This window comes from Qipengyuania xiamenensis (genome assembly GCF_019711495.1).
Lineage (GTDB): Bacteria > Pseudomonadota > Alphaproteobacteria > Sphingomonadales > Sphingomonadaceae > Qipengyuania > Qipengyuania xiamenensis.
The window spans coordinates 457,115-481,009 of record NZ_JAIGNM010000002.1 but is presented as its reverse complement, the minus strand read 5'-3'; the positions used below and the strand labels follow the sequence as shown (position 1 = coordinate 481,009).

General features: G+C 63.4%; 24 protein-coding genes. 15 read left to right on the top strand and 9 right to left on the bottom strand.

What is annotated here, in order from left to right:
- The first annotated feature begins 120 nt into the window (after positions 1-120).
- Positions 121-495, top strand: a complete 375-nt coding sequence (locus tag K3165_RS10535; RefSeq protein ID WP_221548833.1) for a hypothetical protein — start codon at positions 121-123, stop codon at positions 493-495.
- A gap of 88 nt (positions 496-583) precedes the next feature.
- Positions 584-967 (top strand): hypothetical protein, encoded by a 384-nt coding sequence (locus K3165_RS10530; RefSeq protein WP_221548832.1) that lies wholly within the window; start codon positions 584-586, stop codon positions 965-967.
- Positions 968-1,324: 357 nt separating this feature from the next.
- Here K3165_RS10530 and K3165_RS10525 read toward each other — a convergent pair whose 3' ends face one another.
- A complete protein-coding gene (locus K3165_RS10525; protein ID WP_221549024.1) occupies positions 1,325-1,954 on the bottom strand; it encodes a S24 family peptidase in 630 nt (209 codons plus the stop codon).
- A 188-nt stretch (positions 1,955-2,142) separates the two neighbouring features.
- Here K3165_RS10525 and K3165_RS10520 point away from each other — a divergent pair, with 188 nt between their 5' ends.
- Both K3165_RS10520 and K3165_RS10515 read left to right on the top strand, forming a co-directional pair.
- On the top strand, positions 2,143-2,355 hold the full coding sequence (locus tag K3165_RS10520) for a hypothetical protein (RefSeq protein WP_221548831.1): 213 nt from the start codon (positions 2,143-2,145) through the stop codon (positions 2,353-2,355).
- Complete coding sequence (locus tag K3165_RS10515) at positions 2,345-2,698, top strand: hypothetical protein (RefSeq protein WP_247714062.1); 354 nt, start codon at positions 2,345-2,347, stop codon at positions 2,696-2,698. The genes K3165_RS10520 and K3165_RS10515 overlap by 11 nt, the downstream gene beginning before the upstream one ends.
- Here K3165_RS10515 and K3165_RS10510 read toward each other — a convergent pair whose 3' ends face one another.
- The 6 genes from K3165_RS10510 to K3165_RS10485 all read right to left on the bottom strand — a co-directional run bounded on the left by K3165_RS10510 (position 2,699) and on the right by K3165_RS10485 (position 9,088).
- The gene (locus tag K3165_RS10510; RefSeq protein WP_221548830.1) at positions 2,699-3,637 is read right to left on the bottom strand and encodes a D-2-hydroxyacid dehydrogenase; all 939 of its coding nucleotides are present in this window, start codon (positions 3,635-3,637) and stop codon (positions 2,699-2,701) included.
- A 41-nt stretch (positions 3,638-3,678) separates the two neighbouring features.
- Positions 3,679-5,127 carry a cysteine--tRNA ligase gene (gene cysS, locus K3165_RS10505; protein WP_221548829.1) on the bottom strand — a complete coding sequence of 483 codons (1,449 nt, stop codon included), beginning with the start codon at positions 5,125-5,127 and terminating at the stop codon, positions 3,679-3,681.
- A 26-nt stretch (positions 5,128-5,153) separates the two neighbouring features.
- Positions 5,154-5,828 (bottom strand): nitroreductase, encoded by a 675-nt coding sequence (locus K3165_RS10500; RefSeq protein ID WP_221548828.1) that lies wholly within the window; start codon positions 5,826-5,828, stop codon positions 5,154-5,156.
- Positions 5,825-7,654: a cobaltochelatase subunit CobT gene (gene cobT, locus K3165_RS10495; protein ID WP_221548827.1), complete on the bottom strand. Its 1,830-nt coding sequence runs from the start codon at positions 7,652-7,654 to the stop codon at positions 5,825-5,827. The genes K3165_RS10500 and cobT overlap by 4 nt, the downstream gene beginning before the upstream one ends.
- Positions 7,655-7,664: 10 nt before the next feature.
- The gene (gene fsa / locus K3165_RS10490; protein ID WP_221548826.1) at positions 7,665-8,327 is read right to left on the bottom strand and encodes a fructose-6-phosphate aldolase; all 663 of its coding nucleotides are present in this window, start codon (positions 8,325-8,327) and stop codon (positions 7,665-7,667) included.
- A 65-nt stretch (positions 8,328-8,392) separates the two neighbouring features.
- Entirely contained in the window at positions 8,393-9,088 is a 696-nt protein-coding gene (locus tag K3165_RS10485; RefSeq protein WP_221548825.1) for a DUF4197 domain-containing protein, read from the bottom strand.
- Positions 9,089-9,154: 66 nt separating this feature from the next.
- Here K3165_RS10485 and K3165_RS10480 point away from each other — a divergent pair, with 66 nt between their 5' ends.
- The 3 genes from K3165_RS10480 (at position 9,155) to K3165_RS10470 (ending at position 13,911) form a co-directional block, all read left to right on the top strand.
- Positions 9,155-11,320, top strand: a complete 2,166-nt coding sequence (locus tag K3165_RS10480; protein WP_221548824.1) for a primosomal protein N' — start codon at positions 9,155-9,157, stop codon at positions 11,318-11,320.
- A gap of 33 nt (positions 11,321-11,353) precedes the next feature.
- Complete coding sequence (locus K3165_RS10475; protein WP_221548823.1) at positions 11,354-12,898, top strand: cryptochrome/photolyase family protein; 1,545 nt, start codon at positions 11,354-11,356, stop codon at positions 12,896-12,898.
- A gap of 68 nt (positions 12,899-12,966) precedes the next feature.
- Positions 12,967-13,911 (top strand): hypothetical protein, encoded by a 945-nt coding sequence (locus tag K3165_RS10470; RefSeq protein WP_221548822.1) that lies wholly within the window; start codon positions 12,967-12,969, stop codon positions 13,909-13,911.
- 27 nt (positions 13,912-13,938) lie between these two features.
- On the opposite strand, the gene K3165_RS10465 is transcribed toward K3165_RS10470, so the two are convergent.
- Positions 13,939-14,979, bottom strand: coding sequence for a bifunctional transcriptional activator/DNA repair enzyme AdaA (locus K3165_RS10465; protein WP_221548821.1), 1,041 nt, complete (start codon positions 14,977-14,979; stop codon positions 13,939-13,941).
- Between the two features lie 117 nt (positions 14,980-15,096).
- On the opposite strand from K3165_RS10465, the gene K3165_RS10460 reads away from it, so the two are divergent.
- On the top strand, positions 15,097-16,665 hold the full coding sequence (locus K3165_RS10460; protein WP_221548820.1) for a S1 family peptidase: 1,569 nt from the start codon (positions 15,097-15,099) through the stop codon (positions 16,663-16,665).
- A 117-nt stretch (positions 16,666-16,782) separates the two neighbouring features.
- Here the strand turns inward: K3165_RS10460 and K3165_RS10455 are convergent, their stop codons facing one another.
- Positions 16,783-17,610 carry a TauD/TfdA dioxygenase family protein gene (locus K3165_RS10455; protein ID WP_221548819.1) on the bottom strand — a complete coding sequence of 276 codons (828 nt, stop codon included), beginning with the start codon at positions 17,608-17,610 and terminating at the stop codon, positions 16,783-16,785.
- Between the two features lie 206 nt (positions 17,611-17,816).
- On the opposite strand from K3165_RS10455, the gene K3165_RS10450 reads away from it, so the two are divergent.
- The 7 genes from K3165_RS10450 to K3165_RS10420 all read left to right on the top strand — a co-directional run bounded on the left by K3165_RS10450 (position 17,817) and on the right by K3165_RS10420 (position 23,802).
- Positions 17,817-18,371 carry a F0F1 ATP synthase subunit delta gene (locus K3165_RS10450; protein ID WP_221548818.1) on the top strand — a complete coding sequence of 185 codons (555 nt, stop codon included), beginning with the start codon at positions 17,817-17,819 and terminating at the stop codon, positions 18,369-18,371.
- A 12-nt stretch (positions 18,372-18,383) separates the two neighbouring features.
- Entirely contained in the window at positions 18,384-19,913 is a 1,530-nt protein-coding gene (atpA, locus tag K3165_RS10445; protein ID WP_221548817.1) for a F0F1 ATP synthase subunit alpha, read from the top strand.
- A 27-nt stretch (positions 19,914-19,940) separates the two neighbouring features.
- Positions 19,941-20,813, top strand: coding sequence for a F0F1 ATP synthase subunit gamma (locus K3165_RS10440; protein WP_221548816.1), 873 nt, complete (start codon positions 19,941-19,943; stop codon positions 20,811-20,813).
- 10 nt (positions 20,814-20,823) lie between these two features.
- Positions 20,824-21,186: a hypothetical protein gene (locus K3165_RS10435; protein ID WP_221548815.1), complete on the top strand. Its 363-nt coding sequence runs from the start codon at positions 20,824-20,826 to the stop codon at positions 21,184-21,186.
- A gap of 20 nt (positions 21,187-21,206) precedes the next feature.
- Positions 21,207-22,664 carry a F0F1 ATP synthase subunit beta gene (gene atpD, locus K3165_RS10430; protein WP_221548814.1) on the top strand — a complete coding sequence of 486 codons (1,458 nt, stop codon included), beginning with the start codon at positions 21,207-21,209 and terminating at the stop codon, positions 22,662-22,664.
- Positions 22,665-22,666: 2 nt separating this feature from the next.
- Positions 22,667-22,924 carry an ATP synthase F1 subunit epsilon gene (locus tag K3165_RS10425; RefSeq protein ID WP_221548813.1) on the top strand — a complete coding sequence of 86 codons (258 nt, stop codon included), beginning with the start codon at positions 22,667-22,669 and terminating at the stop codon, positions 22,922-22,924.
- Between the two features lie 113 nt (positions 22,925-23,037).
- Positions 23,038-23,802 (top strand): hypothetical protein, encoded by a 765-nt coding sequence (locus K3165_RS10420; protein WP_221548812.1) that lies wholly within the window; start codon positions 23,038-23,040, stop codon positions 23,800-23,802.
- Positions 23,803-23,895 lie beyond the last annotated feature (93 nt).

Sequence of the window (23,895 nt, the reverse complement as noted above, 5' to 3'; positions counted from 1 at the left end):
GATGGCCTGCACGCCCTGCGATTGCAAGCATGCACCCGCGCTGCGTGCTTCCCGTTTGCCGCCCTGCCGGGAAAGTGGCATTATTAGCGCGACTTGAGGGGTGATGGAGGAGAACGCACGATGAAGAAGTTCATGACGGGAGCCGTCCTGCTGGCGTGCTCTGCCAGCCTTTCAGCCGGCCAGGACCCAAAGGTGGATGTGGCCAAGCGCTTTGCCAACGCGGTCAAAGGCGAAAGCGAGTTCGTCGGCAGTGACTTCGTCCGCGCACCCTCCGCAGAAGAACAGGAACAGCTCAAGTCGCTCTATGCGAATTGCAGCAACCGTTATCCCCGCCGCGTGCTCGACGAGGACAAGCCCGACACGATCGTGATTCTCTGGAAATGCCCCGATGTCGACGGCGATTCCCCGCTCGCGATCTCGCTTGTTTTCGAGCAGAACGACATCGCGCAGGTCCGGCTGCACAACACCGACCTCAGGGCGCAGGGGGAAAGCTGACGCGAAACGGTCAGGCGCCGGCAATTCTTGATCCACATCAATGCGGGGACGCCTGCTTGTGCTATCCTCGCCCAATAGGAGGATGGATGTGAGGCACTTCAAGGCAATCGTGATGCTCGGCCTGTTCGCCAGTGGATGCCAGGTCAACGGGCCCTCGGTGGAAACCGCAGCGCCCGCCGCAACTACTGTAGCCGCGAGCGCGGAGAAGGAGCCGCCGATTTTCGTTACCGCGATCTGCGGCGATTGCCACGCGGTGAAGACGAACGAGATTTCTCCCAACCCGCAAGCTCCGGGCTTTGCCGATATCGCGAATTCTCCCGGCGTCACGCGGGAGACGCTGGTCGCCTTCCTCTCGGACGCGCACAATTACCCCATGCAAATGGACGTCGATCTGGTCGAGGAGGATATCGAGCTGATCGCCGATTACATGCTGACGCTGCAGGATGAGGATTACCACCGACTTCCCAGCTAAGTCATGCCGACTGCGGAATTGCCGCAGGGTCTCCCGTCGCTCAGCGGTCTTCCGACTATCTTAAATCCAGTCCGCATCCGTGGCAGATCTTCGGTGCAAGGATTGGCGGCGCGACTGGCGAATAACCCAGCGGCCGGCCACAGCGCGGGCATTTCACGCTCATCCTTGCCCAGATGGACCATCCGGCCGCCAAAGCGGCCAGCGTCACGAATATCGGGACATTCGCCTCCGTCCCCAGGCCGATAAGCCAGAGCACGTACGGAACAAGGAATACAACGAAGAGGCATCCACCACAGGAGGCCAAGCTGCGCCGGTTATAGGTCTCTCGAAAGCCCTCGGGATCATCTTCCATGGGCGTCACAACCTTCCGCCCTTCCACACGACCCGGCCGATAATCTCGACCTCGCCGCGCTCGAGTTCGATCGGGGCATAGGCATCGTTGGCGCTGATCAGCGCGATCCGTCCCGGTGCGCTGGTCTGGACCTGCTTCACGTGAAGTGCATCGCCGATGCGGACGACGTGGATGCCCTCGCCGCTGCGCTTGTTGCGGTCGACAAAAATCTCGTCCCCGCTGCGCAAGGTCGGCTCCATGCTGTCACCCTCGACGCGGATTGCGGTGAGATCCGCCCCTTCGAGACCCATCTCGCGCAGCCAGCGGCGGCTGAAGCGGAAGCTGTCGAAGGAAATTTCTTCCGCCGAGAAGGCGCCCGGCCCTGCCGAAGCGTCCAGCGCGAGCCTTGGGACGGCCGCGAAATCCCTCGATTCGCTTGCGGGGCGAAGATCGGGATCGGCACCCAATTCGACCTCGTCCACGCCGAAGAATTCTGCCAACCGCCGGCGGTCGACCTCTTCCAGCTTGCGCGGGCTTCCCTTGCGGACGAACTGCTGCAAGTAGCTGGAATTACGACCCAACATCGAAGAAAGCGAAGCGAGGCTCGTGCGGCTCTTCTCGGTCAATTCGACCAGCCTTGCGCGTTCCGGGGTCATGTCTGCCACGCCGTTGCTCCTTCCTGCGGGACCATTCGACACACCGGAATTCGGTATCGAAAGAGGACCCATGCGAGAAAATTCCTATAGCATAGGATTTTTCCTAGACAAGTAGGATTTGGACCGGAACGAATCAGGAGCAAGGCGAGCGATTCGCCAGTTGGAACCAGCCATGGGGAGCTTTGCAGATGCTGATCCGCTCAATCGAGAAATTCCTGCGCGCGCATGACATGCCGCCGACCAAGTTCGGCCGCCTCGCCGCGCATGATCCGCGCTTCGTGCTCGACCTGCGCATGGGCCGTGAACCGCGCAGCGGGACCGAAGCTCGCATTCGCGGCTTCATGATGGGCTTCGAGGCCGCGAACGGCAAAACCTCGCAGGAGGCGCTCAATGTCCAGTGAAGGAAAGCCCCCTCGCCCGCCGCGCGCACGCCGTTCGGCCAGCGACCGCTTGCGGACCGCGCTGATGGTTCTGTGCGAACATCAGGGGCAGGTCATCACCCACACCGAGAAATCCTGGGCGAGCATCACCTTCGCCGGGACGCGGCACAGCCTGTCGCTGCTCTTCGCGGGCGAGGAAGCCGTCGAGGCGGGCGAAAGCTTCGTCGCCTGCCTGCCCGAGCACGAATTCGCAATCCCCGGCCAGCTTGTAGCCGATGCGGGTATCGTGGAGGTGGAGCACCGCCTCTCACCCAGCCCGCGCATGGTCGTGCAGTGCGACCTCCTCCTGCTGGAGGACGCCTGATCAGTAACCCGCGGCGAGGTCCATCTGCGGCTGCACGGGCTCGCCCTTGTGCCAGCGCTCGAGATTTTCGACGAAACGGTCGGCCGAGCGCTGGAACATCTTGGTTTGCGCGCGGCCCGACAGGTGCATGGTGACCTGCGCGTTATCGAGGCCCCAAAGCGGGTGATCTTCGGGCAGCGGCTCGGGGTCGGTCACGTCGAGAAGAGCGGCCTCGATCGACTTCGCTTCCAGCGCCGCCACAAGATCGTCCTGCTTCACCACGTCGCCGCGGGCGATGTTCACCAGCACGGCGTTGGGACGCATTGCGGCGAGCTCGCTCGCGCCGATCATGCCCTTGGTTTCTTCGGTCGAGGGCACGGCGAGGATGACCCAGTCGAATTCGCCCAGCTTCTCGCGCCATTCACCCGGGCGCAAGCTGCCCTCCCCGCCCGACCTGCGCACCGGCACCACGGTCATGTCGAAGGCCTCCAGCCGCGTCTTGATGAGCGACCCGATCGCACCGAGACCAAGGAGCAGCACCCGCTCGCCCGACAGTTCGCGCTTGCCCGGACTATCGAGCAGCCATTCATGGCGTTCCTGCGCGCGCACGACCTCGCGATAGCCCTTCGCATGAGCCAGCATCATCATGACGACATATTCGGCGATGGTGATGGCGTTGATGCCGACGCCATTGGTCACGGTTACGCCGCGCTCTGCGAGCAGGTCGAGCGGCATGAAATCGAGGCCGGCGTAGATCGAGTTGAGCCATTTGAGACTGGTCGCGGCCTTCGCGATCTCGATCATCGGCTCCTTGTCGTTGAGATCGAACCAGCCGATCTCGGCCTCCGGAGCGAACTCCAGCGCCTCTTCCTTGGTCATGAACCACATGGGCTCCACCCATTCGGGCAGGCGCGGCTCCACCAGCGGGCGGATCAGGGCGGACATCACGGCTTTGGTCATGGGTGAGACTCTCCTCTTCGGATTAAGTCCCTAACCGCAACTCAGCCGAGCTTCCACTCCCAGCCGAGCGGATCGCCGTCCATCACCTCGACACCCTTGGCGGCAAGCGTCTCGCGGATGGCGTCGGACGTAGCGAAATCCTTCTCGACCTTGGCCTCCTTGCGGCGGATGAGTTCGGCTTCGATCTCGGCTTCGGTGATCTCGGCGGTCTTGGGCCTGATGCGCAGGTCTTTGCGGCTGAGATCGAACAGGTCGAGGCCGAGCACGCGGTCCATGTCCTCGATCACAGCGCGCTTCACGCCCGCATCCACCTTCTTGACCGCGAGCGCCTCTTCGAGCGCCACCAGCCCCACCGAGGTGTTGAGATCGTCGGCAATCGCGGTCGCGAACTTCTCGCGCATCGAGGCGAATTTCTGGTGCGAGGGATCGCCTGCAGGCGTGTCCTTCAGCCGCTCGGCCTGCATCACGATGCGCTTCAATCGCGTAAGCGCCGCGCCGAGGCCGTCCCAGCTGAACTCCAGCTCGCTGCGATAATGCGCCTGCAGGCACATCATGCGGTAGGCGAGCGGGTGGTAGCCCTTGTCGATCAGCAACTGCAGGCGAAGAAATTCGCCAGCGCTCTTGCTCATCTTGCCGCTGCGCTCGACGAGGAAGTTGTTGTGCATCCAGATGCGCGCGCCGCTGTTCTCGGCCACGTCGAGGCCATTGGTGCAGCAATGCGCCTGGTTCTGCGCGATCTCGTTCGGGTGGTGGATCTCGCGGTGGTCGATCCCGCCGGTGTGGATGTCGAAGGGGAAGCCCAGGAGCTTGCCGCCCATCACCGAGCATTCGAGATGCCATCCGGGCGCGCCTTTGCCCCACGGGGAATCCCATTCCATCTGGCGTTTTTCGCCCTCGGGCGTCTTACGCCAGATCGCGAAGTCTGCGGCGTTGCGCTTGCCCTCGACCGTGTCGATGCGGCCCTCGCCCTCTTCGGTGACGGCGCGGGCGAGCTTGCCGTAATCCTGGATCGTCGAGACATCGAAATAGAGCCCGCTTTCCAGCTCGTAGCAGTGCTTGTCCGCAATGCCTTTCGCGAACTCGATCATCTCGTCGATGTAATGGGTGGCGACCGACCACTTGGCCGGCTGGCGGATGTTGAGCGCCTTCACATCGGCCCAATAGGCTTCGGTATAGTGCTTCGCGATGTCCCAGATCGACTGCGCGCGCTCGGCAGCCATCTTCTCCATCTTGTCCTCGCCCTCATCCGCATCGTCGGTGAGATGACCGACATCGGTGATGTTGATGATGTGGGTGAGATCGTACCCCTTCCAGCTCAGCGTCCGGCCGAGCACGTCCGCAAAGACATAGGCGCGCATATTGCCGATGTGGGGGTAATTGTAGACCGTCGGGCCGCAGGTATAGACGCGCGCCTCGCCCGGGTGGACGGTGGTGAAGGTCTCGATCTCGCGGGTGAGCGAGTTGAACAGCTTGAGCGGCGTTTCGGTCATGCGCAGGCCATTAGGTGGCGGCGGCCCTACTGCCAACCCTCCCAGCGCACGGATTCTTCCAGCGGCGCACGTTTGACATCGAACTGGTTCACCGGCGCATCGGGATCGCGATAGCCGATGGCCATACCGCAGAAGAAGATGTGGTCTTCGGGAATATCGACCATCTCGCGCACCTGCGGGCTGTAGGCGGCCCAGGCTTCCTGCGCGCAGCTATCGAGTCCTTCCTCGCGCAGCAGCAGCATGATCGTCTGCAGCCACATGCCGATATCGCTCCACTGCGGCGGGCCCATGTACTTGGGCGTGTGGACCAGCATCAGCACCGGCGCCCCGAAGGCGCGGAAGTTGTTGGCGAACCACATGAGGCGCTTGGCCTTGTCCTCGCGCGTGATGCCGAGCGAGGCGTACATGTCCTCGCCCACGCCGAAGCGTCGCTCCTCGTAAGCGCCGTCGAGGTCCTTGGGATAGATATCGTATTCAGGCTGCAGCGCCGCGCGTCCCTTGGGGAATTCCTGCGCCACCCGGTCGAACAGCGCCTGCATCGGATCGCCGGTGAGGATCACGGCATTCCACGGCTGGACATTGCCGCCCGAAGGCGAACGCTGCGCCTTTTCAAGCACGCGAGTGAGGACCTCACGATCAACCGGCTGGTCGGTGAATGCGCGGACGGAGCGGCGGGACTGGACGGCTTCGGTGACTTTCATCGGTTCTCCACCTCGAACAAACCCGCAAGCTGCTCGATAATCGTCCCGCCGAGCTGTTCCACGTCCATGATCGTCACCGAGCGCTTGTAATAGCGGGTCACGTCATGGCCGATGCCGATGGCGGCGAGCTGGACGGGGCTTTGCTTCTCGATCCACTCGATCACCTTCCTGAGGTGTCCTTCGAGATAGCCCGCCTGGTTGACGCTCAGCGTGCTGTCGTCCACCGGCGCACCGTCGCTGATAACCAGCAGGATGCGGCGATCTTCGGGACGGGCGAGCAGGCGGGTGTGCGCCCATAGCAGTGCCTCGCCATCGATGTTTTCCTTGAGCAGCCCCTCGCGCATCATCAGGCCGAGGTTGCGGCGCGCGCGGCGCCATGGCTCGTCGGCCTTCTTGTAAATGATGTGGCGCAGATCGTTGAGGCGGCCCGGGTCAGCGGGGCGGCCATCGGCAAGCCATGACTCGCGTGACTGCCCGCCCTTCCACGCGCGGGTGGTGAAGCCGAGGATTTCGGTCTTCACGCCGCAGCGCTCCAGCGTGCGCGCCATGATGTCGGCGCTGATCGCGGCGATGGAGATCGGCCGCCCGCGCATCGAACCCGAATTGTCGATCAGCAGGGTGACGACCGTGTCCTTGAACTCGGTATCGCGCTCCATCTTGTAGCTGAGCGCATGGCCGGGGCTGACGACCACGCGGGTCAGGCGCGCGGCATCGAGCAGGCCCTCTTCCTGGTCGAAGTCCCAGCTGCGGTTCTGCTGCGCCATGAGGCGACGCTGGAGGCGGTTGGCGAGCCGCGTGACGATGCCCTGCAGGCCCGCCAGCTGGCTGTCGAGATAGGCGCGAAGGCGGTCCAGTTCCTCGTGATCGCACAGCTCGGGGGCTTCGATCACCTCGTCGAACTTGTCGGTATAGGCCTTGTAATTGAACTCTTCGGGAAGGTCGGTCCACGGGCGGTTCGGGCGCACGGGCTGCATGCCCTCGCCGTCTTCGTCCGAAGGATCGCCGTCGGACATTTCCTGCTCACCCTCGACGTCCTGTTCGGCATCGCCATCGGCTTCGCCGTCGACGACCTCGCCACGCGCATCGCTTTCCTGCGGCTGGGCGTCACCCTCGTCTTCCTCGTCGGTGTCCTGATCGTCCTCGGGCGTATCGCCTTCCTCGTCTTCGCCGTCTTCCTTGCCCTCATCCTCGGGCGTATCGGGAAGCGTGAGTTCGAGATGCCGCAGCATGTCGAGCGTCAGGTCCTGGAATGCACGCTGGTCGTCCAGAGCGCCTGCAAGATCTTCCATGTCGGTGCCGATGCGCGACATGATTTCCTCGCGCACCATGTCGACGCCGGGCTTGGCGCGGTCGGGAATTTCCTCACCGGTCAGCGCCTCGCGCAGCATCAACGATAGCGCCGTCGGCAGCGGCACGTCCTTGGCTGCTTCCGCCCGCCCGATAGGATCGGTCGCGGTACGAAGCTCGACCGCAGCGTCGAGGTTGCCCTTCATGCCCGAATAATTGTTCGAACCCAGCGCCTCGTAGCGCGTGCGCTCAATCGCATCGTAACAGGCGCGCGCGATCGGTTCTGGCGGCGCGCCCTTGGCGTGCATCGCCTCATTGTGATGGCGCAGCTTCAAAGCGAAACTGTCCGCGAAACCGCGTGCTTCGGCGGCCTGGTCCTGCGGCAGCGTCCGGCCCGGCAATGGCACGCGGAAGTTCTTGCCCGACTGGGTCGGACTATCCGCGCTCCACGCAACCTCGACCTCCGGCTCTCGCGAGATGGCGCGAGCCGTGCCGGTCAGTGCCTGCTTGAAAAGGTCGAGGGGGGTCTGGTCTGCCACGTAAGGCTATTTAGGTGGTCGGGATCGTCTGGCCAGTCTTTTCCCAGTCGGCGACGAAGCCTTCGATACCCTTGTCGGTCAGGACATGCTTGAACAGGCCCTTGATCACGGCCGGCGGCATGGTGGCGACATCGGCGCCGATCAGCGCGCTTTCGAGGACGTGGACGGGATTGCGGATGCTGGCGACGAGGATCTCGGTCGTGAAGCCGGGATAGTTGTCATAGACCTGCTTGATGTCGCGGATCAGGTCCATGCCATTGAAGCCATTGTCGTCGTGACGGCCCACGAAGGGCGACACGAAGGTCGCGCCGGCCTTTGCAGCCAGCAGCGCCTGGTTGGCCGAGAAGCACAGCGTGACATTCACCTGCGTGCCGTCCGAGGTCAGCTTCTTGCAGGTCTTGAGGCCGTCGATCGTCAGCGGGACCTTGATGCAGACATTGTCCGCGATCTTCCGCAGGGTCTCTGCTTCCTTCATCATCGTCTCGTGATCGAGAGCGACGACTTCCGCGCTGACCGGTCCATCGACGAGGTCGCAGATTTCCTTCGTCACTTCCATGAAGTCACGGCCCGACTTCGCGATCAGCGAGGGGTTGGTGGTGACGCCGTCGAGCAGGCCGGTGTCGGCCATTTCCTTGATGTCGGCGATGTCTGCGGTGTCGACGAAGAACTTCATGTGTGCGGCTCCGGGGAAGCGTGTTGCGATTCCCCGAATGCCTTAGCGATGTGGGTGCCTTGCGGCTAGAGCCGCGAACCGGTTCCGAACACTCCGATGATCAGCGGATCGCGCGTTGCGGCGGGATCGGCGCGGATTGCGCTCTCCTCGGCGCCGATTTCGCGCCAGATCGTGTCGTCGATCCGCGTCGAGACGCGGCTGGCGACCTGCGGGATGTCGGTTCCGGTCAACGCGGCCAGCGCCTGGCCGACCAGCGGGTCCTGCGCGAGACGCATTGCGTCGCCGAGTTCGGGTACCATCGCCTCGATCAGCGAACCGCCCATCGATCCGCGCAGGAAAGCGGTCGCTGCAGTAGGACCGCCATTCACGAGGTCGATCGCATTGCGGATGCCGATGGTGCGCACTGCCTCGGTCACCAGCGGAGCCGCGCGTTCGGCACCTTCATAGGCGATATCGCCGAATGCATCGTAGAGCCGGTCCTTGAACAGCGGCGAGGTCAGGATGCTCGACAGCACGCCGCCGCGCGCGCCCAGCAGCCCTTCGAGGCCAACGGTCGCAACCTGCTCGTCCCAGAAACCGTCCGGCTGCAACATGCGCGCAAAGGCACGCTCGCTCGACAGGAAGAGGATGCGCTGGACGGCATCGACCAGGCTGAACCCGGGAAGGCCCGTGCAGCCGGGCAGTGCCAGCGCTGCGCCGCCAATACCAATGCCGCCGAGAAAGGCGCGGCGTCCGGTAGGTCTCACGAGAATATCGGTCATTACTTGTCTCCTCACAAAGTCCCACCCTTGTTTCGTATCGGTTGGACGGCCCATATGAGCCGCCAGATGAACCGCGTCCGTTGCCTCGTCCTCAATGCCGCTCTCGGCCCGCTCGACTACAAGGTGCCCGAGGGCATGACGGTCGAGCTCGGGCAGGTCGTCGAGTGCCCACTGGGTCCGCGCACGGTGGTCGGTATCGTCTGGGAAGCTGAACGACTTCCGGGTACGGACGTTCCTGCCGAGAAATTGCGCGGCCTCAGGGGTTTGTACCCCATCCCGCCCTTGCCCGAGCCGCTGCGGCGGCTGATCGAGTGGACGGCCGACTATTATGTCGCCTCGCTCGCCAGCGTTGCACGCATGGCGCTGTCTTCCGGCGGCGCGCTCAAGGGACCGGCGAGTATAACCGAGTATCGCCTCACAGGCGGCATGCCGGAACGCATGACCCCGCAGCGGCTGGCGGCGATGGAAGCGCTCGAAGGCGAACAGGCGACGATCCGCGAACTTTCGGGCATTGCCGGAGTGTCGGAAGGCGTGCTGCGCGGCCTTGTGAACCAGGGCGTGCTCGAACCGGTCGAAGTCGATTGCGACCGCCCCTACGAAGAGGCTCGGCCCGATTATGCGCAGGTCGAGTTAAGCGACCAGCAGCACGAGGCAGCCGAGATATTTTCCGCCGCCGTGCGCGAGAAGAAGTTCGCGCCCTTCCTGCTCGACGGGGTGACCGGATCGGGCAAGACCGAGACTTATTTCGAACCCGTCGCAGAGGCGCTGCGCATGGGCCGGCAGGTACTCGTCCTCTTGCCCGAAATCGCACTGACCGAGAACTTCCTCCACCGGTTCGAAGAACGCTTCGGCGTCCAGCCGGTACTGTGGCACTCGTCGCTCAAATCGACCGAGCGCCGCCGTGCATGGCGCGCCGTGGCGAGCGGAGATGCACAAGTCGTGGTGGGCGCACGCTCCGCGCTGTTCCTGCCCTTCGCCAAGCTTGGCCTCATCGTCGTCGACGAGGCGCACGAGACAAGTTTCAAGCAGGAAGATGGCGTGCGCTACAATGCGCGCGACGTTGCCGTGATGCGCGCGCATTTCGAAGGCTTCCCGATCATCCTCGCCAGCGCCACGCCCGCGCTCGAGAGCCTGCAGATGGCCGAGAGCGGGATATACTCTAAGGTCGACCTGCCCAGCCGCTTCGGTGGGGCGCAACTGCCCGATATCGACACGATCGACCTCAAGGAGGAGAAGCCGCCGCACGGCATGTGGCTGGCACAGCGGCTGGTCGACGGTATTGCCGAGAGGCTCGAGCGCGGCGAGCAGTCGCTCCTCTTCCTCAACCGCCGCGGCTATGCGCCGCTGACTCTCTGCCGGAATTGCGGCTTTCGCTACCAGTGCCCCAATTGCAGCGCATGGCTGGTCGAGCATCGCTTCACCCGCCGCCTCGCCTGCCACCATTGCGGTCACGAAGCGCCCAGTCCCGCCCAGTGTAAAGAATGCGGCGAACCCGATTGCCTCGTCGCTTGCGGTCCGGGTGTCGAGCGGATCGCCGACGAGGTGGCCGAGCGCCTTCCCGAAGCGCGTGTGTTCGTGGCGACCTCGGACACGCTCAACTCGCCCGGCCGCGCAGCCGAATTCATCGCTGCGGTCGAGGCGAAGGAAATCGACGTCATCGTCGGCACGCAGCTCGTCACCAAGGGCTTCCACTTTCCCGAACTCACGCTGGTGGGCGTGGTCGATGCCGATCTCGGCCTCGAAGGCGGGGACCTGCGCGCTGGCGAGCGCACCTACCAGCAGGTCGCGCAGGTCGCAGGCCGCGCGGGACGTGGCTCGAAACCCGGCGAAGTGCTGATCCAGACCCGCCACCCCGAAGCCAGCGTCATCGCCGCGCTCGCCGCAGGAGACCGCGACGCCTTCTACAGTGCCGAAACCGAGATGCGCCGCGATGCAGGCGCGCCGCCTTTCGGTCGCTGGGCCTCCATCATCGTGTCGAGTGAAGACGAGGCCGAGGCACGCGAGGCCGCCCGCCGGATCGGCGATACCCGCCCCGATGTGCCCGACTGCATGATCCTTGGCCCCGCCCCTGCCCCCATGGCGCAGCTGCGCGGGCGTTATCGCTACAGACTCCTGATGAATGCCCGGCGCAGCGTGCAATTGCAGGACGTGATCCGCAACTGGCTCAGCCGCATCGACCACCCGCCCGGCGTGCGCGTGGCAGTGGACGTCGACCCCTACAGCTTCGTCTGAGGCACTCTCTCCATCCTCGCGCATTGTCGGGGCATGTCAGGCCCCGTTCTCGTACCCATTCTCGGCGACCAGCTGACCCGCGATCTCGCCTCTATCCGCGGGCGGACGAAGGACGACACCGTCATCCTGATGATGGAGGTCTGGGACGAGGCGACCTACGTCAAACACCATAAGCAGAAGATCGCACTCATCTTCTCCGCCATGCGCCACTTCGCGGAAGAACTGCGCGATGCCGGCTGGACGGTCGACTATGTGAAGCTCGATAGCGAGGCCAATTCGGGAAGCTTCACGGGCGAGGTCGCCCGCGCGATCGAACAGCACTCACCGCGGCTGGTCAGCGTGGTCGAAGCGGGCGAGTGGCGCGTGCGCGAAGCGATGGACCAGTGGGCCGACAAGTTCGCCTGCGAAGTCGAGATCCTGCTCGACGATCGCTTCATCTCCACGCAGGCCGAGTTCGACGAGTGGGCGGAGGACCGAAAGGAGCTCCGCATGGAGTTCTTCTACCGCGAGATGCGCCGCAAGACCGGCCTTCTGATGGACGGCGACAAGCCGGAGGGCGGCGAGTGGAATTACGACAGCGAGAACCGCAAGCCGCCCAAGGAAGGCCTCTCCGCACCCGAGCGCCCCAAGTTCGAGCCGGACCAGATCACGCAGGAGGTGATTGAGCTGGTGGAGAGCCGCTTCGGTGACCACTTCGGTTCGCTCGAACGCTTCGAATGGCCGGTGACCCGCGAAGAGGCGGAGGAGGCCGCCGACGCCTTTTTTGCCGAGCGGATCGAATGCTTCGGCCCCTACCAGGACGCGATGGTCGCGGGCGAAGACGACCTCTTCCACTCGATGCTCTCGACCAGCATCAACCTCGGCCTTCTCGACCCGCTCGAGCTCTGCCAGCGCGCGGAGAAGGCGTACAAGGACGGCAAGGCACCGATCAATTCGGTCGAGGGCTTCATCCGCCAGATCATCGGCTGGCGCGAATACGTGCGCGGCTTTTACTTCCACCAGATGCCGCACCTGCAGAAGGCGAATGCGCTCAACGCCCAGCGCGGCCTGCCCGAGTTCTACTGGACCGGCGCGACCGACATGGCCTGCCTCGCCGACTGCATCCGCTCGACCCGCGACAACGCGCACGCGCACCACATCCAGCGGCTGATGGTCCTCGGCAATTTCGCGCTGATCGCAGGCATCAATCCGCGCGAAGTGCAGGACTGGTTCCTCGTCGTCTATGCCGATGCCTATGAATGGGTAGAACTGCCCAATGTCGCCGCGATGATCCTCTATGCCGACGGCGGCAAGCTGGCCTCCAAGCCCTATGCGGCCTCCGGGAATTACATCAACAAGATGAGCAACTATTGCTCCGCTTGCAAATACTCACCGAGCAAGAAGACCGGCGAAGGTGCCTGCCCCTTCAACCCGCTCTACTGGCACTTCATGGACCGCCACCGCGAGCGGCTGGAGAAGAACCCGCGGATCGGACGCATCTACTCGACCTGGGACCGGATGGGTGAGGAGAAGCAAGCGGAGTATCTGGAGAGTGCGGAGGCATTTCTCGCTACGCTCACGCCGGCAAGCTCTGAGTAGGCGCGGCGTTAGGGAAATTTTTCCAGCTGCACCTCATCAAGCTATTGATTCCTGGAGGAGAATGCCCGGTGAGCGAGTTTACAAAGCCTATTTTCCGCGTCGGCGTCGGTTCCAGCGAGACATCACCGCGCATCAAGTTGGCAAGTCTCTCCGACCTAAGAGCAAAGCGGCTCGTCACAGTTCGTGCAGCGCTGCGCGCTTATCCCGGTGTCGGAGATATCGGAAACGGCGCTTGGGGCCTTGGCAGCGACACCGAGCTTCACATCCGCCTCCACAGCCTCAGGGCGATCTTCGTCAGCTGGGCCGAATTCCTGTATGACGGAATCCGGCAGGGTGCGAGGGAGGAAGCCTTTGATGACCTTGCGATACCGCTGGCCCGGCTCGACGAGGGCCTGCCCGATTTCTACAGCCGCAACATTATGGGCAGCGACTACGCTTGCAACTCTTGGCAGGAAGCAACCCATGCGGCGCGGCGTGCGGTGGCGCTGGTGGAAGCAATTCGGACGCTCGAATTTCGCACCCAACCCTTTGATGAAGATACCGCCTACAGGGACGTTCTCGACACGCTGAGCCTTCAAGGGCCGGCTGGCTATGACAACACGCTGAGGTGGCGCGCAGCCCAGCGATCCGCAATCGCAACCGATTGCGATCTTCTTGCGAGCCAATCGATGACGCTGCCCGATCTGGCGCTGGCGCCATTGTGGCCCGATTTCCGATTGGCTGCGCTGGAAACCAACCTGACCTTGAACGAGACCGCGCGCGATATCCGCCAGCTGGGTTCGCGACTTGCGACCTGGCTTCGCGAACGCAAGGATGGGTGTCTGGTTTTAGGCACCGGACCAGAAGAAGCAGCGGAACGACTTTCGCGAACGGCAAACCTTCCGCGATATTTCTGGACCGCCCGCGAACCCAAACACACGCTTTACGCCTTCGATTACTGCCTGCACGGCGCCCTCGACAATCCCCATTGGGGGAGCGAGACGTCCAATCGCCCAAGCTACCTGCCCGACTAACCGGGGCGGTTCATATCCTTCGAGGCATCACTCGCCCCGCTCGCGCCGCAGCAACTCCGCCTTGATCTTCGTCCCATAGGCATACCCGCCCAGGCCACCGTCGGCCGCGATCACGCGGTGGCAGGGGATGAGGACGGCGATGTTGTTGGCGCCATTTGCACCGCCAACTGCGCGGCTGGCCTTGGGGTTGCCGAGCATTGCAGCCTGCTCGCCATAGCTTCGCGTCTCGCCTGCGGGGATCTGGCGGAGCGCTTCCCAGCAGCGCTGCTGGAAGGCGGTACCCTTCACGTCGAGCGGGATGTCGGCAGTCGTGGCCGTGTGCGGCGCTTCAACGGCGGCGGTCACCTTCTCGAACAGCGCGCGGAATTCCTCGCCGCCTTCGACCAGATCGGCCTTGGGAAAGCGGGCGCGCAGTTCCTCCTCGCTTTCGTTGAAGCTGAGGCAGCACACGCCCTTCTCGGTCGCGGCCACAAGCATGTCGCCGAGCGTCGTTGCGATCACGGACCAGTGCACCGTGCGGCCCTTGCCGCCATCTTTCCAGTCGCTTGCGCTCATGCCGCTGTCTTTCCTGTCCTCGTAGAAGCGCGATGGTGCGCCATAGCCTGCTTCGTAGATCGCCTGCGTGACGCTGCTGCCCTCGCCCAATGCCTCGTCCGCGCGCTCGCGGCGCAGGGCGCGCTGGTAGGCGGCAGGAGACAGCCCAACCGCGCGGGTGAAGATGCGCTGGAAATGCGTCGGCGAATAATCGGTCAAGACACCCAGCCGCTCCAGCGAGACGGTTTCCTCCGCCTCCCGCAGGACGTTCAGCGCAGCAAGCACCGCGCTTTCTTCCCGGCTCTGCTGATCGGGCGCGCAGCGCTTGCAGGCCCGAAGTCCCGCCGCTTCCGCCGCATCGCAGTCGGAATAGAAGCGCACGTTCTCCCGCTTGGGAGCGCGTGCCGGGCAGGACGGGCGGCAGTAGATGCCGGTCGAATGCACACCGGTCACGAAGACGCCGTCGAACCGCCGGTCCTTGGCGAGCGCGATGCGCCAGCGGTCGTCGTCGGTGAGGGGTTTCGTCTCGGTCATCGCCCACATCCTTTCATTGCTCGCTTAACTCTTGCAAGCACACTCCTTCCAAAAGCTGCGCACGCCGGCATCCCGAAGCTTGCGGTCAATGTCGCGCCTTGGCAAAAGGCCCGGCGAATGGGACGGTTTTTCACGATTTTTGCAGCGCTGCTGGCGCTCCTCGCCCCTGCCATGGTGCAGGCCGAACCCGCCGATATCGATGCGGCGGCGCGCGGCGTCGTGCGCGTGGTGATCATCGGCAACGATGATGACGAGCTGTTCCCGGTAAGCCACGGCACCGGTTTCGCCGTCACCTCCGACCTGATCGTGACCAATGCCCACGTCGTGCGCGATGCCATGAGCGATGACGATCTGCGCGTTGGCATCGTGCCCAGCGGCGGCGGCCAGGCGGTCTATGGACGGCTGGTTTCGGTCAACGCCCGTAACGACCTCGCATTGATAAGGCTGACCGGAAGCCTGCGCCTCCCGCCGCTTGCTATTTCGGGCCGCCCCGTTGCCAGCAGCGGCGAGGTGACCAGCGTCGGCTATCCGATGAACGTCGATCGCGCACAGGGCCTCGACCTCGCCGATATCTTCCGCTCGATGCCGCCCGTCAAAAGCCGCGGATTCGTCTCGGGCGAACGGCCCAGCCGCCAGTTCGACACGATCCTGCACACGGCACCGATCGCGCGCGGCAATTCGGGCGGACCGCTGCTCGACCCCTGCGGCCGCGTGGTGGGCGTGAACAGTTTCGGCGCGGACAATGAAGGCGGCGATGCCGAGTTCTTTTTCGCCGTTTCGACCCGCGAGCTCCTGCCGTTCCTGCGGGCGAACGAGGTCGAACCGATCATCAACGACACGCAGTGCCGCAGCCTTGCCGACCTCGACGAAGCGGAGCGCAAGCGTATCGAGCGCGAGCAGTTCGAAGCCCGCCAGAGCCTTGCCCAGCGCGCCGAGGAAACGCGCGAGCGCCGCGAGCGCGCACTACTCAAGGCACAGCTGAGCGTTGCCGAGGATCGCGAAGACCGGATGGCTCTCGCTTTCATCCTGATCATGATCGCTTTCGGCCTCGCCATGTGGGCGTGGAGCGAGCGCGCAAAGATCGCGCCCGAAGCAGAGGATGCTGAACTTCGCCAAAAGAAGGTGAAGATTGCTTTCGGCATCGCGGGCTTCCTCGTCATCGTGGCGCTGATCGCCTTCCTGACCCGCCCCGGCCTCGACGAGATCGACCGGCGCGTCGCGGCGGAAATGCAGGCGGGCGAGAATCCGGACAGCACCGATCCCGCCAACGCGAACAATGGCGGCGATGCGAACCTCGTCTGCCGCCTTCTGCCCGAACGCAGCAGGTTCAGCGGGGCGAACCCGCCCGATATCGAATTCGACTGGACGACAAGCGGCTGCGTCAACGAACGCACGCAATATGGCTATGCCTCCGGCACGTGGTCGCGCGTCTTCGTGCCCAATTCCGAGGATGCGGTCTCGGTCAACAGCTACGATCCCGACCGTATGGTGTTCCGTTCGGAACGCTACCTGCTCTCGCGCAGCGATATGAACGAGGCACGCGAGGCGCGCGGCAAGTACACCGCCCCCACCTGCGGTGCCGACCGGGCGGCCAGCCAGCTTGGCGATTTGCAGGGCGAAGTGCTCGGCATGCTCCCGCAACAGCCGAACGAGCGGCTGGTCTATCGCTGCGAGCCGCGCGACTAAGCCCTGGAGTGGGGCCTTGCCTTCGCTTCAATCGTGCTGGGCTAACGGTCGCTATCGAGCTCTGGCACCACGACACCGGTCCCTGTCGCCCCCGATCTAGGCAGCGCGAAGCCTGGCTTAGGCGGCGAGGGCTTCTCCGCTCAGCGTGATGCGATGCATTTCGCGGGCATGGCCCTGATAGTCGTTCATCGCATAGTGCCAGGTGGTGCGATTGTCCCAGATCGCCACCGTGCCCGGTGCCCATTCCACGCGGCACTGGTGCTCCGGCTTCATGGCGTGGGCGAACAGCTCCTGCAGGAGCGGCAGGCTTTCCTGACGGGTCATACCGACGAAATTGATCGTGAAACCGGGATTCACATAGAGCAGCTTTTGCCCGGTGCGGGGATGACGGATGACAACGGGATGGGTCGCCCCGGTTTTCAGGTCCTGGCCGCGAAGGGCAGTCCCCTGGTCGGTCTTCGCGTAGACGCCATCGGGCGCATAGATATGGTCGGCGGTATGGAATGCCTCCAGCCCTTCGAGGCGCTCCTTCATATCGTCCGACAGCGATTCGTAGGCCGCGCCCATATGCGCCCAGAGCGTGTCGCCCCCTGCTGGTGGAAGCGTACGGGCCACGAGGATCGACCCCATCGCGGGGATCTGGTCGTAGGAATGATCAGTATGCCAGCCACCGCCGATATTGGTGGTCTGGTCCTTGGTCTTGCGCACGACGGCGATCTCGGGATGCTCGTCGGTGAGCGGAAAGTAATTGTTGATGTCGATCCCGCCCCAGCGCCTGGCGAAACTGATGTGATCGTCGGGCGAGAAATCCTGGTCGCGGAAGACGGCCACACCGTGCCTATATATAAGGTCGCGGATCGCATCGAGATCCGCGCCCTCGGCCCGGGCAAGCGAAACGTCGCTGACCTCGACCCCGCAATGGGCCGATAGCGGCGTGGTCTCCATTGCAGCTCTCCTCTCGCAATAGGTCTCTTTTCGAGACCATCCTACGCCAACAGGGGAAAGAGTCCATCTTTCGAGGTCTGACTCGGGTTGCCTTGCCGCACCCCCTTTGCTAGGCGCGCGCCAACCTTGCCGGAGCGACTCATTTTCGCTCGTCAACGGCGTGGCCGTAAAGAACCCTTTTCCGACCCCTAGAGGACGAGAGACGCGTGGAAATTTCCGCCGGTATCAAGGCTAGCCTTGCTGGACGTTACGCTTCGGCCCTGTTCGATCTGGCCAGTGAGGCCGGAACCGTGACAGCAGTCGAATCGGATCTCGACAAGCTCGAGACAGGCCTTGCCGAATCGCCCGAGCTCAAGATGCTCACCACCAACCCCCGCGTGACGCGCGGCCAGGCCGAAAAGGCCCTGTGGGGTGTGGCAGCCATCATGGGCCTGTCGGACCTGACCCAGAAGTTCCTCGGTACGCTGGCGCAGAACCGCCGCCTCCGCGACCTGTCGGGCATCATTCGCGCCTTTCGCTCGATCGCAGAGGCGCAGCGCGGCGAAGTCGCCGCCGAAGTCACCAGCGCCCACGCGCTGACCGACGCGCAGCTCGCCGATCTCAAGGCGAAGCTGACGGCCCGCGAAGGCCGCACCGTCAAACTTTCCACGAAGGTCGCCCCCGAGCTCCTCGGCGGCCTCGTCGTCACCATCGGATCGAAGCGCATTGATGGCTCGATCCGCACCCGTCTCAATTCGCTCTCCCAGGCCATGAAGGCTTAAAGGAATACACTCATGGATATCCGCGCCGCAGAAATCTCCAAGGTCATCAAAGACCAGATCGCCAATTTCGGTAGCGAAGCCGAAGTCAGCGAAGTCGGTTCCGTTCTCTCGGTGGGTGACGGCATCGCCCGCATCCATGGCCTCGACAACGTCCAGGCCGGCGAGATGATCGAATTCTCCAACGGCACGCAGGGCATGGCCCTGAACCTCGAAGCCGACAACGTGGGTGCCGTTATCTTCGGCGCCGACACCGACATCGCCGAAGGCGACACGGTGAAGCGTACCGGTACCATCGTGGACGTTCCCGTTGGCAAGGGTCTCCTTGGCCGCGTGGTCGACGCTCTGGGCAACCCGATCGACGGCAAGGGCCCGATCGTTGCCGACAAGCGCATGCGCGTCGAAGTCAAGGCGCCGGGAATCATCCCGCGCGAATCGGTCAGCGAGCCGGTGCAGTCGGGCCTCAAGGCCATCGACGCTCTCGTTCCCGTCGGCCGCGGCCAGCGCGAACTGATCATCGGCGACCGTCAGACCGGTAAGTCGGCTGTCGCGATCGACACCTTCATCAACCAGAAGGAACTCAACGCAGGCGACGACGAGTTCAAGAAGCTCTACTGCGTCTACGTCGCTGTCGGCCAGAAGCGCTCGACCGTTGCCCAGATCGTGAAGCAGCTCGAAGAAAACGGCGCGATGGAATACTCGATCGTCGTCGCTGCAACCGCTTCGGAGCCTGCTCCGCTGCAGTACCTCGCACCCTACACCGGCTGTGCGATGGGCGAATTCTTCCGCGACAACGGCATGCACGCCGTGATCGTTTACGACGACCTTTCGAAGCAGGCTGTTGCCTATCGTCAGATGTCGCTCCTGCTCCGTCGTCCTCCGGGCCGCGAAGCTTACCCGGGTGACGTTTTCTATCTCCACAGCCGTCTCCTCGAGCGCGCTGCAAAGATGAACGGCGACAATGGCGGCGGCTCGCTGACCGCGCTGCCGATCATCGAAACGCAGGCAGGCGACGTGTCGGCCTATATTCCGACCAACGTGATCTCGATCACCGACGGCCAGATCTTCCTCGAAACCGACCTGTTCTACCAGGGTATCCGTCCGGCAATTAACGTCGGTCTTTCGGTTAGCCGTGTGGGCGGTGCCGCCCAGACCAAGGCGATGAAGAAGGTTTCGGGCTCGATGAAGCTCGACCTCGCACAGTATCGTGAAATGGCTGCCTTCGCGCAGTTCGGCTCGGACCTCGACGCCGCGACGCAGAAGCTGCTCAACCGCGGTGCACGCCTGACCGAACTGCTCAAGCAGCCGCAGTTCTCGCCGATGCCCTTCGAAGAGCAGACCGTCTCGATCTTCGCCGGCACCAACGGTTACCTCGACGATATCGCCGTGGACCGCGTGAACGACTACGAAGAGCAGATGCTCAGCTACATGCGTGCAGAGCATGGCGATGTGCTCAAGGAAATCCGCACCAGCGGCAAGTTCGAAGACGACACCAAGAACAAGGTCGTCGACGCACTCAAGACCTTCGCCAAGCAGTTCGCCTGAGACCCACGAGCCTAACAGGGAGCCGTCATGGCCTCGCTTAAAGAACTCAAGGGCCGGATCAACTCGGTCAAGTCGACCCAGAAGATCACCAAGGCCAAGCAGATGGTCGCAGCGGCCAAGCTTCGCCGTGCGCAGGTTGCTGCCGAAGCCGCACGCCCCTATGCCGAACGGCTGTCGGGTGTGATGGCCTCGCTCGCCTCCAAGGTGAGCGGCGACAGTGCGCCCAAGCTGCTGCGCGGCACCGGATCGGACAAGCGCCACCTGCTGGTGGTCGTGAACACCGACAAGGGCCTGTGCGGCGGTCTCAACGCCAACATCGTCAAGGCTGCCAAGGCCAAGGCGCGGGCGCTGACCGCAGAAGGCAAGGACGTGTCCTTCTACCTGATCGGGAAGAAGGGCCGCGCGCCGATCAAGCGCGACTATGCCAGCTGCATCGCCAAGCACTTCGACACCTCGACCGTCCGCAACCCCGGCTTCGAGGAAGCCGAACAGATTGCTGACGACCTGATCGAGCGTTTCGAGAAGGGCGAATTCGACGTTGCCCACCTCGTCTACCCGATCTTCAAATCGGCCCTCGCGCAGGATCCGACCGTCGACCAGCTGATCCCGGTCCCCTCGCCCGAAGGCGAAGGCGACAGCGGTGATGCAGTCGTCGAATACGAACCGGGCGAAGAGGAAATCCTCGAGGAACTCCTGCCGCGCTACGTCAAGACGCAGCTGTTCGGTGCACTGCTCGAGCGTGAAGCTTCCGAGCAGGGCGCTTCGATGACCGCGATGGACAACGCCACGCGCAACGCCGGCGACCTCATCAACAAGCTGACGATCCAGTACAACCGCAGCCGCCAGGCCGCCATTACCACCGAGCTGATCGAAATCATCGCCGGTGCGGAAGCTCTGTAAAGGAAGCCCCGTGAAGAAACTCGCCCTCCTCCTTCCCGTCGCCCTGCTCGCCGCTTGCGGTGAAGAGCCGGCGCCCGAGCCGACCCCGACCGAGGTCGTTACGCCCGAGCCGGTGAACACGCTGCCCGCGCCCGACCAGGCGCTGTTCAAGGAAACCTTCGCAGCGACCTGCGAAGGTGCAGAGCCGGTCAACGAAGCTGTCTGCCGCCGCGCGATGGGTGCTGACACCGTCGCCTGCGAATTCAGCCTCGGCGAAGACGAATACCTGCGTCATAAGGCCACCCTCGCCGTCAATGAAGCGAACGACGGCTGGATGCTCGCAGACGCTGAAGCCCTTTGTGCCGAACACGGCGCCCACCACACAGAAAACTGAGCCAGTAGGATACCATCATCATGGCCACCGCACCCAAGCTTAACCAGAGCCCCAACGGCACCATCAGCCAGGTCATCGGCGCCGTCGTCGACGTCGCCTTCCCGGGCGAACTGCCGGCAATCCTGACCGCGCTCGAAACGAAGAACGGCGACACCACGCTGGTCCTCGAAGTTGCGCAGCACCTTGGTGAGAACACCGTTCGCACCATCGCAATGGACGGCACCGACGGCCTCGTCCGTGGCCAGGAAGTCGTCAACACTGGCGCACAGATCTCGGTCCCCGTCGGTCCGAAGACGCTCGGCCGCATCATGAACGTAGTCGGCGCGCCGATCGACGAACGCGGCCCCATCGGCGCCGAAACCACCAGCCCGATCCACGCCGAGGCACCGCTCTTCGTCGACCAGTCGACCGAAGCAGCCATCCTCGTCACCGGCATCAAGGTCATCGATCTTCTCGCACCTTACGCAAAGGGCGGTAAGATCGGCCTGTTCGGCGGCGCAGGCGTCGGCAAGACCGTTCTCATCCAGGAACTCATCAACAACATCGCGAAGGGCCACGGTGGTGTGTCCGTCTTCGCCGGTGTCGGTGAGCGTACCCGTGAAGGTAACGACCTTTACCACGAATTCCTCGACGCAGGCGTTATCGCCAAGAACGACAATGGCGAAGCCATCAGCGAAGGTTCGAAGGTTGCCCTCGTCTTCGGCCAGATGAACGAGCCTCCGGGCGCACGTGCACGCGTCGCTCTCTCGGGCCTGACCATGGCGGAATACTTCCGTGACGTCGAAGGCCAGGACGTTCTGTTCTTCGTCGACAACATCTTCCGCTTCACGCAGGCGGGTTCGGAAGTGTCGGCACTGCTGGGCCGTATTCCTTCGGCAGTGGGCTACCAGCCGACCCTGTCGACCGACATGGGTAACCTGCAGGAACGCATCACCTCGACCACCAAGGGTTCGATTACCTCGGTCCAGGCCATCTACGTTCCCGCCGACGACCTTACCGACCCGGCACCGGCAACCTCGTTCGCCCACTTGGACGCAACGACCACCCTGTCGCGCGCCATCTCGGAGCTGGGCATCTACCCGGCCGTCGACCCGCTCGACTCGACCAGCCGCGTTCTCGAACCGCGCGTTGTCGGTCAGGAGCACTACGAAACGGCTCGCCGCGTTCAGGAAACGCTGCAGAAGTACAAGAGCCTGCAGGACATCATCGCCATCCTCGGCATGGACGAACTGTCGGAAGAAGATAAGCTGACCGTGGCTCGCGCCCGCAAGATCCAGCGCTTCCTCTCGCAGCCGTTCCACGTCGCAGAAGTCTTCACCAACATCCCGGGCGTGTTCGTCCAGCTGGAAGACACGGTGAAGTCGTTCAAGGCTGTCGTCGACGGCGAATACGACCACCTGCCGGAGAGCGCTTTCTACATGGTTGGCGGCATCGACCAGGCGGTCGAGAAGGCCAAGAAGATGGCGGAAGAAGACTAAGCATGGCTCTGCATTTCGAACTCGTCACGCCGGCCAAGCTGGTCCGCTCCGAGGAAGTCCACATGGTGGTCGTCCCCGGCACGGAAGGCGAATTCGGTGTGCTGGAAGGCCACGCGCCCTTCATGTCGACCATCCGCGACGGCGAAGTCCAGGTCTACAAGACCGAAGGCGCTGCGCCTGAGACCATCGAAGTCCGCGGCGGCTTTGCCGAAGTGGGCGACAAGGGTCTGACGGTCCTCGCGGAACACGTCGAAGGCTGAGCCTTTCGGACAATCGCACAAGATCAAGGGCGGCCCTCGGGTCGCCCTTTTTCTTTGCCTCTTGCCATGCTGATCGAGAAAGATGAGTATTCGATAAGCAAAGGGGTCGTTTCATGTTCAATAAAAAGTCCGCTGCCGCAGTAGCGATGTCGCTGTCGACGGCCGCCTCGGTCGCTCTCGCTCAAGACGCTCAGCTCGATCTTCCCTCTGGAGAAGTCGAGATTCAGTGGGTCGCACTTGCAGGCGAAGCAGGCACACATGAATACACTCTCGCTCGGGGCGAGGATATCGAGTTCGCGCGGATCAGACCTTCTTCCCTGCTCAAGGCGGACGATCGCCTGCGGGACGAGCGCGGGAAGAAAATGTCGAAGAATTCGATCTATTTCACCCCGGTCGCAAACCATTCCGGCACGGTTTGCGAGCCGATGCGCGCCCTGCGCAGCATCAATGTGATCTGCCTGATCGATGCCGATCGCGACGGCTTGTACGAGCGGTATTTCAAAACCGAGCCGAACAGCGAGATATTCGATCGCGGAACTGTCGGCGAGATATCGACGCTGGGCCAGCCCGTTACGCTCACCCAGACCAGCGCCGACGATGCGAAGATGGTGCTGGATATCGAATTCGGCTTTAGCGGACCACAAGGCGGCCTTTTCCAGACCGCGCGCCAGAGTTTCTGGCTCTGCTACGATCGCTGGGTGCCAGCTCTCATAGCGAGCGGGAAATGGGTCCCGAGTTGTATTCCGGGAATTTCCTTCACGGAGGACCAGTTCCCTCAGTCGCTCACTCTGATTGGTCGCACAGTCACGCTCAACGGTGTGGCCGACAAGATAGCGAGTGTGACGATTGAAGTGCCTGAAGGCGAGGTGGCGTATTGATCACCCGATAAGCGCCGCCCCTTGCCGCATGTAGCCATGCAGGTGCACGCTTATCCCGCCCGATAGCCCGCTCGTCGAGCAAGGCTGTCCTTT